A 14,004-nucleotide genomic window follows, 5' to 3' on the forward strand; every position below is an offset into this window, starting at 1 on the left:
TTTGGGGCAGTTGCTTCAAAACCAATCTTACATCACGACGACCTTGGCGCCGACATTGACGCGGCCGTAGAGGTCGATCACGTCCTCGTTGCGCATCCGGATGCAGCCGGACGAGACGTTGGTGCCGATCGTCCAGGGCTCGTTGGAGCCGTGGATGCGGTAGAGCGAGGAGCCGAGATACATCGCGCGGGCGCCGAGCGGATTCTCCGGGCCGCCTTCCATGTGCCGCGGCAGATCGGGACGGCGCGCCAGCATTTCCGGCGGCGGGGTCCAGGCCGGCCATTCCTTCTTAGCCGAGATCGTCTTGACGCCGGCCCAGGTGAAGCCGGGGCGTCCGACGCCGATGCCGTAGCGCAGCGCGCGGCCGTCGCCCTGCACCAGATAGAGGAACTTGTTCGGCGTATCGACGACGATGGTGCCGGCGCCTTCCTTGCCGCTGTAATCGACCAGCTGCTTCTCATATCGGGGATCGAACGGACGCTGCGTCGGATCGCCCGCGGCCTCTTCCTGCTGGCGGATCATCTGCTGCTGCGGATCCATCGGCGGCAGCCCCTGGCGGTTGCCGTAATAGCCAGGCTGCTGCTGATACATCGGCTCTCGCGAATAACCCTGCGACGACGGCGCATCGCCGAACAGGAATTCGATGAAGCCGCCGCCCATGTTGGAGCGTTGCGGCTGCACATAGGCGGTGCGCATCGGCGGCTGCGGCGCGCCCTGATTGGCGTAGATCACGGTGGGCTCGGGCTGAGCCGATGCGTCGATCGCCATGGCATAATGGGGAACGGCAACAAGCGAAGAAGCGCCGGCGAGCAGCGCAAGCGTGGTTTTCCTGAACATCGACGTACTCTGTACTGGTTTCGTCGTGACGAGTGACGTGGACGGAGCGCACAAGCCCCGTTGCACGTGGTCAATAAGCAATGAAAACCGCATCGGTTTGGTAAACGGAATCGCGGTTTGGATTCACCACGTCGGCAATGCAGCGCGGTTTTCCCTGACAGCGTTTATTTTGCGTGAACGCCGCGGCGACATGGTTAATCGCCGGTATCGCTGCGGTTGCGCGCGCGCGGCGCAAACTGTTCCCGCGTGAACCTGACGTTAAATCACCTCTCGCTAGAACGGACGGCAGTGAAGGGGCGGGAATGAAATCATGTCAGTGAAGCGTAAGCGTTTTCGTGTCGAGCAGGCCATGGGCGAAGTCGTGATGCCGGAGCCGGAAGTTGCCGGCGGTGCCGACCTCGGTCCGATGCATCGGGAGATCATGTCAGAGCTTCGCTCGATCCGCGCCCAGATGGCCGCGACACCCGCGCAGCGCACCGGCGACAGCGTCGATGCCGCCGTCGCCCGCGAAGTCGCCGAGACGCACGCGCTGCTCGAGACCTACCGCGCGCAGGTCGAACAGTGCGAGAAGCTCAAGGTCGAGCTCGACCTGATCCACGACGCGATCAGCCGCACCAAGCGCGAGATCGCCGTGCTGCACGGCAAGAGCTTCAACGGCGAGGAGATGGCCAAGGTCAATGGCGAACTCGGCGCCGTGGTCGGCGGCACCGAACAGGCCACCCAGCAGATCCTCGAGGCGGTGGAGGCGATCGACCAGGCCGCGACCGCGCTCGCCAACAACGTGACGCCCGACCAGCAGAAGCGGCTCAGCGAAGATATTCAGGAGCGCGTGGTCTCGATCTTCGAGGCCTGCAACTTCCAGGACCTCACCGGCCAGCGCATCAGCAAGGTGATGCAGACGATGAAGTTCATCGAACAGCACATCAACGAGATGATGAACATCTGGGGCGGCGTCGACGCCATCAAGACCCATGTCCCGCCGATCGTCGACACCCGCGAGGGCGATGCCCGCCTGCTCAACGGCCCGAAGCTCGACGGCGACGCCGGCCACGCCTCGCAGGACGACATCGACGCGATGTTCAACTGAACGATCGCATTGGCAGAATACAAAACGCCGGCCTCGAAGGCCGGCGTTTTTGTTTGTTCCATCGATGGTCTCTCTACCCTTCTCTCCTGGTGGGAGAAGGTGGCGCGCAAAGCGCGCCGGATGAGGGGTTTCTATCCGCGGACACACGTCTAAGAGACTCACCCGCGGAGAGAGACCCCTCACCCGGATTGCATCTGGCGATGCAATCCGACCTCTCCCACAAGGGGAGAGGTGTACTGCCGACGTGGCTTGAGGGTGGACTGAAATTCAGGCTTCGCCGTCACGCCCTCGGGGCGCAGCGGACGTAGACCATGTTGCCGTAGCGGGTGGCGGCGTCCTTGTCGACGAAGCGGGTGATCATGACCCGGCCGTCGAACGAGATGATCTCGCGGTCCTGCTCGCCGGGCACCGGTCCGGGCGGGCCGATATAGTTCTTGCCGCTCGGGGACCCCTTCAGCCGCAGTTCCTGCGGGGTTGCCTGGTCGGCCAGATGCATGACCACGCCGCCGTTCTGGCCGGCGCCGATTACGTAAGGCTGCTTGCACTGGCCGCGCGCGGCGGCCTCGGTGCGGGCGCGGTCGGCGGGATTCTGGAACGAGGCGAGGCCCCAGCGGCCGACGATCTCGTCGGCGCGGATGCTCGCCGGCATCTCCGGAGCCACCCCCGGCTCGACCGGCCCCGGCTCGGGGTTCGACGACAGCGACGGCAGGCTCATGCTGCCGCACGCCCCCAAAAGTGTCGTCAGCGCCGAGACAGCCGCGAACCGTGCGACCAATCGCGCGTTGAGTGACCTGATCATATGCATCCCCCGAACTATCTCCCGGCCGCACCCGTCCTGCAGCCAAGCGTAAAACTTAAGGCGGAGCAATGACGTCTGACAAAATTACGTCATCGCTACGATTTGGTTTCCGGTCCACCATCCTATATTGGCCTCACCAAGGCCTTAACCCGTTTGCTTGACAGAAACTGCGCCAAGCCATATTTCCCGGCGCACAATTAGCACTCTTGCTCCACGATTGCTAAATGCGCCGGGCGTCCTGCCTGGCGCCGACCGGACCGGCATTCAACGCCGGTCTCGATGAACCGGACCTGAAACCGAGCCTCCAAGAGGGAACGTCATGGCTAAATCCACCTTCCGCCCACTGCATGACCGCGTCGTGGTCAAGCGTATCGATGCCGAGGAGAAGTCCAAGGGCGGCATCATCATTCCGGACTCGGCCAAGGAGAAGCCGTCCCAGGGCGAGATCGTCGCCGTCGGCCCGGGTGGCCGCGACGAGGCCGGCAAGCTGATCCCGATCGACCTCAAGGTCGGCGACCGCGTGCTGTTCGGCAAATGGTCGGGCACCGAGGTCAAGCTAGACAACCAGGAGCTCCTGATCATGAAGGAGTCCGACATCATGGGCGTGCTGGCGTAATCCGCTAACCCGAGAGCCGCTGTACCGGCCGTCGGCACAATCACCTCTTTCCTTCTCCCCTTGTGGGAGAAGGTGGCGCGCAAAGCGCGCCGGATGAGGGGTCTCCATCCGCGGAGACAGACCCCTCACCCGTCCGCGATGCTTCTGCATCGCGTCCACCCTCTCCCACAAGGGGAGAGGAGAAGAGGACCCGGCCATCAAGCAGCAAACAACCGCATCCAATCATTCCAGGAGTTCAAATCAATGGCTGCCAAGGACGTAAAATTCGCCGGAGACGCCCGCGACCGCATGCTGCGCGGTGTCGACGTGCTCGCCAACGCCGTGAAGGTGACGCTCGGCCCGAAGGGCCGCAACGTCGTCATCGAGAAGAGCTTCGGCGCTCCCCGCATCACCAAGGACGGCGTCACCGTCGCCAAGGAGATCGAGCTCGACGACAAGTTCGAGAACATGGGCGCGCAGATGCTGCGCGAGGTCGCTTCCAAGACCAACGACACCGCCGGTGACGGCACCACCACCGCGACCGTGCTGGCGCAGGCCATCGTCCGCGAGGGCGCCAAGTCGGTCGCCGCCGGCATGAACCCGATGGACCTCAAGCGCGGCATCGACACCGCGGTCGCCGCCGTGATCAAGGACATCGAGAAGCGCGCCAAGCCGGTCGCCTCCTCCGCCGAGGTCGCCCAGGTCGGCACCATCTCGGCCAATGGCGATGCCGCGATCGGCAAGATGATCGCGCAGGCGATGCAGAAGGTCGGCAACGAGGGCGTCATCACCGTCGAGGAAAACAAGTCGCTCGAGACCGAGGTCGACATCGTCGAGGGCATGAAGTTCGACCGCGGCTATCTCAGCCCCTACTTCATCACCAACGCCGAGAAGATGACCGCCGAGCTCGAGGATGCCTACATCCTGCTGCACGAGAAGAAGCTGACCGGCCTGCAGTCGATGCTTCCGGTGCTGGAAGCCGTGGTGCAGTCGGGCCGTCCGCTCCTGATCCTCGCCGAGGACGTCGAGGGCGAGGCGCTGGCGACGCTGGTGGTCAACCGCCTGCGCGGCGGCCTCAAGGTCGCCGCCGTCAAGGCGCCGGGCTTCGGCGATCGCCGCAAGGCGATGCTGGAGGACATCGCGATCCTGACCGGCGGTCAGCTGATCTCCGACGACCTCGGCATGAAGCTCGAGAACGTCACGGTCAACATGCTCGGCCGCGCCGGCAAGATCGTGATCGACAAGGAGAACACCACGATCGTCAAGGGCGCCGGCAAGAAGAAGGACATCGACGCCCGCGTTGGCCAGATCAAGGCGCAGATCGAGGAAACCACCTCGGACTACGACCGTGAGAAGCTGCAGGAGCGCCTTGCCAAGCTCGCTGGCGGCGTTGCCGTCATCAAGGTCGGCGGTGCGACCGAGGTCGAGGTCAAGGAGAAGAAGGACCGTGTCGAGGACGCGCTGAACGCGACCCGCGCCGCGGTGCAGGAAGGCATCGTGCCCGGCGGCGGCGTCGCACTGCTGCGCGCCAAGAAGGCGGTCGGCCGTCTCACCAACCCCAATGCCGACGTCCAGGCCGGCATCAACATCGTGCTCAAGGCGCTCGAAGCTCCGGTTCGCCAGATCTCGGAGAACGCCGGTGTCGAGGGCTCGATCGTGGTCGGCAAGATCCTCGAGAACAAGTCGGAGACCTTCGGCTTCGACGCCCAGACCGAGGACTATGTCGACATGGTCGACAAGGGCATCATCGACCCTGCCAAGGTGGTGCGCACTGCGCTGCAGGACGCCTCCTCGGTGGCCGGCCTCTTGGTGACTACCGAAGCCATGGTCGCCGAAGTGCCGAAGGACGCGGCGCCGGCGATGCCGGGCGGCGGCGGCATGGGAGGAATGGGCGGCATGGGCGGCTTCTAAGCTCCCGCCACATCCGCATCGAGATCGAAGGCCGCCTCCGGGCGGCCTTCTTTTTTGCGATTTGATGACGATCAGGATGTAAGGATCATCGCATGTCCCGCGACGCCAGATCACTGACGACAACGCTCGTGCTGTTCTACGGGATCGGCACGGTCCTCGCGCTAGGCGCTTATGCGTTGGACAGGGTCGACGATTTCGCTGTCATTTTGACGTTGTGGTCCAAGCAAACGTTAACGTCCGTCGTCCTAGGCGCGGGATACTACCTCTATTGCGTCATTGCTAGTTCGACCGGCCATCGTCCGAAAGCGCCGTTGCGATCTCTAAACATATCCTTTCTGACTGCGCTTGCCACGCTCGGCATTCTGATGGTGATCTAGGGTTGGGCGACCCTTGACTGCGACGAGGCCATAAGTCCGACAGCCGCCTAAGCCACGCAAATGTCTGCCACCGCCACCTTCTGGAACAGATGCGGCGACGCCACCGCCGAGTCCGGATAGGCCGAAAGCTTGGCCCTGAACTCGGGGTTCGCAAAAGCAGCCCGGAACGCCGCGGTCGATTCCCACACCGCGTAATTCAGATAGGCCGGGCTGTCGCCGAGTGCGCGGTGCAGCTGAGTCGAGATGAAGCCGGCCTGCCGCTTCATGATGGCGGCGTCGGCCTGCCAGGCCTTCAGGAAGGTGTCCTCATCGGCCGCATCGAGCGTGAAGACGTTGATGAGCACGACATTGGTCACCTCGACCGCGAGCTGGCGGTCGATCGGGAATGCGGGGTCGAGGGGGCGCATCTGCGGCATGGCTGGCTCCGTTAATATGGTGCTATGATGTCATTTCGATCTGATGGATACATATGATATTTGACATCATGATGTCAATATCAACTTATGGTGACAAATGCCGCAAACCAAGCGAACGCCGGCCGGCGAAGCCCTGAGCGAGCTGATTCTCGACCTGTTCAGGCTCAACAGCCTGCTGTTCACCGCCGGCGACCGGATGGTGGCCGGACTTGGCCTGACCAGCGCGCGCTGGCAGATTCTCGGCGCCATCGTCGCCTCTGAGCGCGCGCAGCCGGTCGCGTGGCTCGCGCGCGACCTCGGCGCCGCCAGGCAGAACGTGCAGCGGATCGTCAACGACCTGCAACGGGACGGGCTCGTCACCTTCGAGACCAATCCGCATCATCGCCGCGCCCAGCTCGTCGTGCTGACCGAGAAGGGGCGGCAAAGCTTCGACGCGGCGATGCGCCTGCAGCTGCCCTGGGTGAACGGCCTTTCCGACGGGCTGTCGATCAAGGACCTCGAAGCCACCGGCCGCGTCGTGAGCACGCTGCGCGGCAGGCTGGAGAGCAGCCAGGAACCTGACGACCGTGCATGACGGCGATTCTGCAAGCGCCGCCGTTAGGCGGCCTTCTTTTTTGGCCAATGACACGGAGGTTTGCTAGTTACGACGGAACCGATTCTGCCCTTCGAGGACTTATCGTATGCGCGCGCTCCCGCTCCTGCTGCTCGGTCTTGCCGTCGTCTCGGCACCTGCCCTCGCCCAGATGAAGCTGCAAACGAAGCCCGCGCCGACGGGCGGCCCCGAGACGCGCTACTTCACCGCGATCGACGGCCTGATGGACGGCAATGCCGACGTGGTGCTGAAGGAAACCCGCCAGGGCAAGACCGTGACCGCGGCGGTGCTCGACGTCTGCTATCCCGCCGACAAGAGTTCCGACCGCAAGGACCGCTTCGTCGCCAACCTGACCATCAACGGCCAGACGCTCTACGGCACCACCACGAGCGTCGCCGACAAGCAGCCGATCACGATCAAGCTGAACCGCAAGCAGACCGGCGACAGTTTTGAGTTCCGCGGCCAGATCACGATCGGCCAGACCGTCACCGAGGTGGCATCGACGGACAATTCCGATCTCAGCGAGAAGGAATTCCAGGACAACCAGGCCACCGAGGACGGCATCACGCCGCAGCCGAAGGATTTTACCGACGTCTCACCGGAATCGATCGGGGTGCGGGTGAAGCTCGACGCGGCGGCCGATTTCCTCAAGAGCCTGAAGGGCGAGGCCGCCGAGATCGGCACCTCCAGCCTCGCGGTGACCTGCGACGCGATGCGCTCCGGCGAGCAGACCCTCAACCTCACCGTCGATCCCGAGCACGCCGGCGCGCTGCTCGCCAAGGCGAAATCAGCGCCCGGCGTGACGGCGGCCGGCTGGACCAGCGGCGTGGTCGAGATGGATCGCACCATCCGTTTCGCGGCCGCCGACTGGCGCGACGGCGACAAGATCAACAAGGACAAGCTCGCGACTGCGATCGCGGGCGTGCTGGCGAAGACGCTTGCCGCAAAGCCCGCCTCTGCGACCTGGAACGCGAACACCGGCAAGCTCAAGCTGGTGCTGAAGCGGCCCAGCGCGATCTATCCTGCGCTCGGCCTCACCCAGAACTACGAAGTCACTGCGCTCGTCTCGCCCGACAAGCCCGGCAGCTCCGACAGGCTGATGCTGTGGGTCTCGAGCCCCACCGTCTCGACATCGGACGACAACGCCGGCGCCAAGCTCAATCTGTCCGACGATTCCAGCAGCGACGAAGAGGGCAGCGAGGCCAAGGACGACAACGGCGCGATCGACGCGCTACTCAAGGAGTTCAAAGGCCAGCGCTGGGACGCCGACAAGTCGGTGTGGCGCTGAAGTAGGCGCGACACTGATTCAGGCTGCCCTCATCTTCAGCGGCACCACGTTGTTGCGCATCATCTCGGGAGCTGCGTCCGGACCGGACTGCAGCATCCCGTCGCTTCTGACGGACAATTCGGAACGAAGATCGATCGCAGCGCGATCGAGCAGCGCCCGCAGCTCGGGGCGAAGTCCGTCGCCGCGCAACGCGGCGATCGCATCGAAGTTGCACATGATGTTCTCCTGTGTGATCGCGAAGAGGTTTCGTGTTCGTGTTGCGCGAGCCACCCGCTTCCCGATTGCGCGGTGACATCCGAGAAGCAGCGCTAAGCGCCATATCGACAAAGCGGAATCTCGTCTGAACGCCGACGCCACGCCCGATCTGGAATCGGGTGGCACGATACCCGTCTCAAGATGCCTAATGCGTTCATCGACACAGTGCCGGTCGCGATACCGGCAACGCGCAAATGGAGACGATCCGATGTCAGAGGAAAACAAGAGCATCGTAGGCCGGTGGTTCGAGGGCTTTTGGGGAAACCCATGGAATCCGCGCATCATCGATGAGCTCGCGACACCAGACATTGTCGTGCACTACCCGATGCACGAACCGAAGAAGGGCCGCGCTGCGGTCACGCAGTTCATCACCGAGTTTCGCGAAGCGTTTCCGGATCTTAATTTCTGGGGCGTCGGCGATCTCGTCGCGGAAGGTGATCTCGTCGTCGGCCGCTGGGAAGGTGGCGGTACGCACACCGGGCCTGCCTTCAGCGACTTCCGCCTCGGCTCGCTGCCGGCGGCCTCGGGCCGCAAGATGACGTTCGCCGGCACGACCGTGCTGCGCGTGCGGGACGGACGGATCGCCGAGGAGCTCGGACAGGAAGATGCGCTGACCGCCATGCTGCAGCTCGGCCTCATTCGCTTGCCTGAACAGGGTGGCTACGCCGGGTGAACCGGCGCTGTATCGACGATCGCATCATCACTACCCGAACGCGCTTGCTGCGCGTTCGGGTAACGCAATCGACCGGCGCGGTGAACTTGAAGGTCTCTAAGCCACAGGCTCGCTGGAGGCATTCCAATGTTGCCGCGCCGGCTTGGCATCTTCCGATGCGGCACCGGCGCAATCTCTCCGCAACAATTGTGCATCAAGCCGGAAAGATCAGGCACGTCGTCGTGCCATGTGCGAGCAATCGCCCCTTCTCGTCGGTGACCCTGCCCTCCGCGGTGCCGATGCGGCGGCCGCAATTGAGCACCTGGCCCTCGGCCCGGATCGGGCCGGTGTCCGGCGTGATCGGCCGCACCAGCGAAATCTTGAATTCGAGCGTGGTCTGGTTCATTCCGGCATCGAGCGTCGACTGCACGGCAAGCCCCATGCAGCTGTCGAGCAGCGTGGCGGTGAGCCCGCCATGCACGGTGCCGGCCGGGTTGAGATGCGCATCCGTCGGCAGCAGCGTAACGACGACGCGGCCGTGCTCGGCTTCGGTGACGTCATAGCCGAGCGTCCGCGCGATGGTGTTGAGCGGCAGTACGCCAGAGGCGAGCCCTTGCACGAATTCGAGGCCGGTCATCGCAAGTTTCTGTTCGGCACCGACGGTGCCGTAGCGCTTGGCCATTGCTGATCTCCTTCAGGCTCATTGCATCGTGACGTTTCGCGGCCGCTTCCGTCGCAGCGAGACCGGCGAGCGGCCGTAGAGTTTTGCGAATGCGGCGTTCATGCGCCGTGCGCTGGTGAAGCCGGCGCGCCGCGCCACCACGGAGAGCGGAAGATCGCTCCCGTCGATCAGGCGCTTGGCGCGCTGCACGCGCAGCGAGAGCGCGACCTGGAGCGGCGAAGTATCGAGATGCTCGGCGAACAGCCGCGACAGATGCCGCGCGCCGATGCCGAGCCGATCGGCCAGCACTTCGACCTTACCGCGGTCGAGTGCGCCCGCTTCGATCAGCGCCAGCGCGCGCTCGACTGTCGTCCTGGTGCCTTTCCATGCCGGGCAGAACGGCGCCGCCTCGGGGCGGCAGCGCAGGCAGGGCCGGTAGCCGGCGCGTTCGGCCGACGCCGCGCTGCCATAGAACCGCACATTGCGGGCGAGCGGCGTACGCGCCCGGCACACCGGACGGCAATACACGCCGGTGGTCCGGACCGCGACGAACACGACGCCGTCCCAGGCCGGGTCGCGACGCTGAAAGGCTGCGTATTGTGCGGCGAAATCGAGCATGCAACCGCTATAGCGACGCCCGCGCGCCGCGACGACCCGCTTTGCGGTAACCGCGTCCGGAAACGACCGCTTGGCGCTAGAGATGCTTGGTCATGAACAGGCTGAGCGGATCGGGCGCGTAGTCGGCGAACGGCGGGCACTCCTGATAGCCGGCGGCGCGATAGAGCCCGATCGCCTCCGGCTGCCGGATCCCGGTCTCCAGGCTGATGCGCGCGATCTTCCGGCTGCGCGCGGCGTCTTCCAGCGCGTCGAGCAGGCGGCGGCCGAGCCCCTGCCCGCGCGCATCGGCACGCACGAACATCCGCTTCATCTCGGCATGACCGGGCCCGATGAGACGGAAGGCGATCGAGCCGAGCACCTCGCCATCGCGCCGCGCGACGAGGAAGACCGTGTCCGGGGCGGCCAGCGCCTCGACGGTGGCGAGGTGATTGCTATCAGGCGGATACAGCGCCTGCATGTGGGCGTCCGACAGATCGATCAGCGGCCTCACGTCCGCCTGCCGCGGGTCTTCGGGGGCGATGCTGATGTCAGGTTTGTGCATCTCTGGCCCAATGCAGGGTCGTCGTCGCGATTGTCGGCCGCGCTCGCCGCTCCGTCAATTTACGGGGCCTGCGACCAAAAGACTTCGTGCTGCCGCAGTTCGGTCACCGAAAATTAAGGCTCGATTTAGTTTCGAGGATCATCCTTTGCGTCACCGAACACAGGTCACGCCATGCAAGACCGCGAGCCGATCAGTCCTGGGAGCATCTGGCCAACGGATGTGACGGAGGGTCATTCGCCGGCGCAGACGGCGGACCTCTGGGACGTCTCAGGCGAAAATCACGACGCCGCTTTGCTGCTGCGCGAGCCGTTCGCCGACCGGATCGGCACCGCGCTGCTGGCAGCGACCGCACTGGCCGCAAGCTTCGTGCTGGGATGGACCGGCGGCGCCAACTGGCATGACTTTACGGCGCCCGTCCCGGTGGCCCAGAAGGAAGCGCCTGTCCCGCACGTCGCGGAGGCGCCACCGAGCCGAAAGAGCGAGAGTCCGCGCCGGATCGCGTCCAACGCCGACCCCGCCGTCACCGGCAGCATCCCCAAATCGGTAGCCAATCCGCGCCCGCAGGTGCTCGGCGCCGCGCCGACGACGCTGAACGCACAAGCCATGGCGCTCGGCCCAAAGCAGCCCGCGGCAGCAGCCCCCGAGACGCGGCCAAGCACGGTCCCCGGCTGGTCGGTCGTCGAAGTCCGCGACGGCACCGCCGTGCTCGAGGGGCCGGAGGGCGTCAAGATGGCTGCACGCGGCGACGTCGTCCCTGGCCTCGGCCGCGTCGATTCCATCGTGCGCTGGGGCAATCGCTGGATCGTTGCCACCGCAAGCGGATTGGTCGCGACGCCCTGAGCGCCCCGCGCGATGCGCGTCAGTTGCTGTTGATCACGAAACGCAGCGACTTGCTTCCGACGAACGTGACCTGATCACCCTGCCGCCGCCAGCTCGTCATGTCGCCGAGCGCGGCGAGCAGATCCTTGTCGGCCTGCGCCCGGTCCGGCGTGCAGGTGCGGTTCTCCATCGCGCCGGGAACGAACACGATGGTGTTGCCGGCAACTGAGAACTGGCCCTTGCCGCCGTCGCACCACAGCTCGAGGATCACCTCGCCATTGTCGCCGACCTCGATCGAGGGAATCCGCTTGGAGCCGGGCATGCGCGCGGCATCGAGCGTCATCACGAAACCGAACGGGAAATCTTCCTGGGCCTGCACCGGCCTCGCGCCAACAGCCGTTGCAACCAGCGCCAACGCGGCCATGCCGCCGTTCAGAATCCGCTTCATCGAGATCATGCCATTCCCAGGGTCGCTTTTGAGCATGATCTTTCGGAAAACCGGCTTCCACTTTTCCGGATCATGCTCTGACGCCGCCCTTGTATGGGACGAGGCTACGATTGGCCAGAATGGCGGCGCGAGAAAAAGTGCTTGAAAAGCAAAATCCCCGCGGGCTCGCACCCGCGGGGATCTCCGTTTGGGCGACGCCTCGCCTCGTTATTTCAGGACCATCGCGGTGAACGGGTAGACATAGGCCTGCAGGGTCACGAACAGACCGACCAGACACGCCAGCACGATCGAGTGCAGGAACACGTAGCGCAGGATCGAGCCTTCGTGGCCGTACCAGTTGGTCGCGGTGGAGGCGACCACGATCGATTGCGCGTCGATCATCTTGCCCATCACGCCGCCCGAGGAGTTCGCCGCCGCCATCAGGATCGGCGGCAAGCCGAGCTGCTCGGAGGTGATCTTCTGCAGATTGCCGAACAGCACGTTCGATGCGGTATCCGATCCGGTCAGCGCCACGCCGAGCCAGCCAAGCAAGGTGCCGAAGAACGGGTACAGCACGCCGGTCGCCGCGAAGGCGAGGCCGAGCGTGGCGTCGACGCCGGACAGCCGGGTCAGCGTGCCGATCGCCAGCATCGCCGAGATCGTGATCAGCGAGATCGCGCAGAGGCGGATGGTGCGGCCATACTCGGCGATCAGCTTGACAGGCGAGAAGCCCATCAGCAGACCCGAGATGATCGCAGCAATCAGCATGCCGGTGCCGGTGAACGACAGATAGGTGAAGCTGAACACGGCGCCTTCCGGCGTCGGCTTGGCGGCCACCGGCGGCACCTTGAAGATCAGCTTGTCGAGGTCGGGCACCGCATAGTTCCAGACGAAGTTGGCATTCGCCCAGGTCTTGAAGGCGCCATTGCCCCAGATCAGCATCAGGATGCAGACGATGATCCATGGCAGCAGCGCGCTCCACAATTCGCCCTGGGTCAGCGGCGTCTTGTCGAGCGGCGGTGCTGCAGCCATCGTCGCCGCCGATTCATCGCGGCCGCGCAGCGCCGGCGAAAGCCAGAGCTGCCGCGGCTGCCAGATCTTGAGGAACAGGATCAGCGCGCCCATCGAAATCAGCGAGGCGCCGATATCGACGATCCAGGGATTGATGTAGTTCGAGATCACGAATTGCGGGACCGCAAACGACACGCCGGTGACCAGGATCGCCGGCCAGACTTCCTTCATGCCGCGCCAGCCCGCGAACGCCCACACCACCCAGAACGGCACGATCAGCGAGAACAGCGGCAGCTGCCGGCCGACCATGGCGCCGAGGATGTAGGGATCGAGCCCGGTGACCGAGGCAAGGCCCTGGATCGGCGTGCCCAGCGCGCCAAAGGCGACCGGCGCGGTGTTGGCGATCAGCGACAGGCCGGAGGCTGCGAGCGGCGAGAAGCCAAGCCCGATCAGCACCGCGCCGGTGATGGCGACCGGTGTGCCGAAGCCCGAGGCGCCCTCGAAGAAGGCGCCGAACGAGAACGCGATCAGCAATAGCTGCAAACGGCGGTCCTCGGTGACGCCGCCGACCGCGCGCTTCAACAGCTCGAACTTCCCGCACCTCACCGTGACCTGGTAGAGGAAGATGACGTTGAGCACGATCCAGCCGATCGGAAAGAACCCGGTGACGATGCCGAGGATCGACGCGCGGATCGACATCCCGGCCGGCATCGTGAACACGAAGATCGTGATCAGGTTGGTCACGATCACGGCGATGATGGCTGCGATATGCGCCTTCACCTTGCCGCTGGCGATCAAGACCAGCAGCGTGACCACCGGAATGGCGGCGGCTAGCGTCGACAGCCCAGCATTGCCCAGCGGATTGTAGATTTGATTCCAGGTGCTCATCTCGGGGTCCTTCCCACATTCTTATGCAGCGCCCTCGCCTCGTTGCAGGCAGGCGCGCTGGTGCGATTGCGGGAGTCCGTCGGAAAGTTTGCAGCCCCGGCTCGCGAATGAACGATCGGTAAGGATCGCTCACATCCTCGCGAAAAATCGAAGGTCCCCCGCCCCTCGCCGTTATCGTCATGCTAGGGTTGACTCGCTTGCCGGGACAAGCCAACGCTTGCATGCCAGAC

17 protein-coding genes are annotated in these 14,004 nt (G+C 64.7%); 8 read left to right on the forward strand and 9 right to left on the reverse strand.

From position 1 onward, the window contains the following. Nucleotides 1-27: 27 nt before the first annotated feature. Nucleotides 28-837, reverse strand: coding sequence for a L,D-transpeptidase (locus CO675_RS09430; RefSeq protein ID WP_097671637.1), 810 nt, complete (start codon nt 835-837; stop codon nt 28-30). A gap of 310 nt (nt 838-1,147) precedes the next feature. On the opposite strand from CO675_RS09430, the gene CO675_RS09435 reads away from it, so the two are divergent. Beyond that, a complete protein-coding gene (locus tag CO675_RS09435) occupies nt 1,148-1,924 on the forward strand; it encodes a protein phosphatase CheZ (RefSeq protein ID WP_097671638.1) in 777 nt (258 codons plus the stop codon). Between the two features lie 280 nt (nt 1,925-2,204). Here the strand turns inward: CO675_RS09435 and CO675_RS09440 are convergent, their stop codons facing one another. Next, nucleotides 2,205-2,723, reverse strand: coding sequence for a hypothetical protein (locus CO675_RS09440; protein WP_198964551.1), 519 nt, complete (start codon nt 2,721-2,723; stop codon nt 2,205-2,207). Between the two features lie 319 nt (nt 2,724-3,042). Here CO675_RS09440 and CO675_RS09445 point away from each other — a divergent pair, with 319 nt between their 5' ends. The 3 genes from CO675_RS09445 (at nt 3,043) to CO675_RS09455 (ending at nt 5,606) form a co-directional block, all read left to right on the forward strand. Beyond that, nucleotides 3,043-3,339 (forward strand): co-chaperone GroES, encoded by a 297-nt coding sequence (locus CO675_RS09445; RefSeq protein ID WP_018269780.1) that lies wholly within the window; start codon nt 3,043-3,045, stop codon nt 3,337-3,339. A gap of 243 nt (nt 3,340-3,582) precedes the next feature. Further along, the gene (gene groL, locus CO675_RS09450; protein WP_097671640.1) at nt 3,583-5,229 is read left to right on the forward strand and encodes a chaperonin GroEL; all 1,647 of its coding nucleotides are present in this window, start codon (nt 3,583-3,585) and stop codon (nt 5,227-5,229) included. A gap of 92 nt (nt 5,230-5,321) precedes the next feature. Beyond that, nucleotides 5,322-5,606 (forward strand): hypothetical protein, encoded by a 285-nt coding sequence (locus CO675_RS09455; RefSeq protein ID WP_097671641.1) that lies wholly within the window; start codon nt 5,322-5,324, stop codon nt 5,604-5,606. 47 nt (nt 5,607-5,653) lie between these two features. Here CO675_RS09455 and CO675_RS09460 read toward each other — a convergent pair whose 3' ends face one another. Further along, nucleotides 5,654-6,022: an antibiotic biosynthesis monooxygenase family protein gene (locus tag CO675_RS09460; protein ID WP_097671642.1), complete on the reverse strand. Its 369-nt coding sequence runs from the start codon at nt 6,020-6,022 to the stop codon at nt 5,654-5,656. A gap of 97 nt (nt 6,023-6,119) precedes the next feature. Here CO675_RS09460 and CO675_RS09465 point away from each other — a divergent pair, with 97 nt between their 5' ends. After that, nucleotides 6,120-6,596 carry a MarR family winged helix-turn-helix transcriptional regulator gene (locus tag CO675_RS09465; RefSeq protein ID WP_097671643.1) on the forward strand — a complete coding sequence of 159 codons (477 nt, stop codon included), beginning with the start codon at nt 6,120-6,122 and terminating at the stop codon, nt 6,594-6,596. Nucleotides 6,597-6,702: 106 nt separating this feature from the next. Beyond that, a complete protein-coding gene (locus CO675_RS09470) occupies nt 6,703-7,902 on the forward strand; it encodes a hypothetical protein (RefSeq protein ID WP_097671644.1) in 1,200 nt (399 codons plus the stop codon). A gap of 18 nt (nt 7,903-7,920) precedes the next feature. Here CO675_RS09470 and CO675_RS09475 read toward each other — a convergent pair whose 3' ends face one another. Then, entirely contained in the window at nt 7,921-8,118 is a 198-nt protein-coding gene (locus CO675_RS09475) for a hypothetical protein (RefSeq protein WP_097671645.1), read from the reverse strand. A gap of 247 nt (nt 8,119-8,365) precedes the next feature. Here CO675_RS09475 and CO675_RS09480 point away from each other — a divergent pair, with 247 nt between their 5' ends. Beyond that, nucleotides 8,366-8,830, forward strand: coding sequence for an ester cyclase (locus CO675_RS09480; RefSeq protein WP_097671646.1), 465 nt, complete (start codon nt 8,366-8,368; stop codon nt 8,828-8,830). Nucleotides 8,831-9,023: 193 nt separating this feature from the next. Here CO675_RS09480 and CO675_RS09485 read toward each other — a convergent pair whose 3' ends face one another. From CO675_RS09485 to CO675_RS09495, 3 genes are all read right to left on the reverse strand, one after another. Further along, complete coding sequence (locus tag CO675_RS09485) at nt 9,024-9,491, reverse strand: PaaI family thioesterase (protein WP_097671647.1); 468 nt, start codon at nt 9,489-9,491, stop codon at nt 9,024-9,026. Between the two features lie 18 nt (nt 9,492-9,509). Further along, complete coding sequence (locus CO675_RS09490) at nt 9,510-10,088, reverse strand: bifunctional transcriptional activator/DNA repair enzyme AdaA (RefSeq protein ID WP_097671648.1); 579 nt, start codon at nt 10,086-10,088, stop codon at nt 9,510-9,512. 76 nt (nt 10,089-10,164) lie between these two features. Beyond that, a complete protein-coding gene (locus tag CO675_RS09495) occupies nt 10,165-10,629 on the reverse strand; it encodes a GNAT family N-acetyltransferase (protein WP_097671649.1) in 465 nt (154 codons plus the stop codon). A gap of 219 nt (nt 10,630-10,848) precedes the next feature. Here CO675_RS09495 and CO675_RS09500 point away from each other — a divergent pair, with 219 nt between their 5' ends. Continuing rightward, a complete protein-coding gene (locus tag CO675_RS09500) occupies nt 10,849-11,469 on the forward strand; it encodes a hypothetical protein (protein WP_143278927.1) in 621 nt (206 codons plus the stop codon). 19 nt (nt 11,470-11,488) lie between these two features. Here CO675_RS09500 and CO675_RS09505 read toward each other — a convergent pair whose 3' ends face one another. Together CO675_RS09505 and CO675_RS09510 are read right to left on the reverse strand one after the other, a co-directional pair. Beyond that, complete coding sequence (locus CO675_RS09505; protein WP_198964561.1) at nt 11,489-11,905, reverse strand: META domain-containing protein; 417 nt, start codon at nt 11,903-11,905, stop codon at nt 11,489-11,491. Nucleotides 11,906-12,103: 198 nt separating this feature from the next. Next, on the reverse strand, nt 12,104-13,774 hold the full coding sequence (locus CO675_RS09510) for an L-lactate permease (RefSeq protein WP_097671651.1): 1,671 nt from the start codon (nt 13,772-13,774) through the stop codon (nt 12,104-12,106). Between the last annotated feature and the right edge of the window lie 230 nt (nt 13,775-14,004).

The organism is Bradyrhizobium sp. C9, from assembly GCF_002532045.1.
Taxonomy (GTDB): domain Bacteria; phylum Pseudomonadota; class Alphaproteobacteria; order Rhizobiales; family Xanthobacteraceae; genus Bradyrhizobium.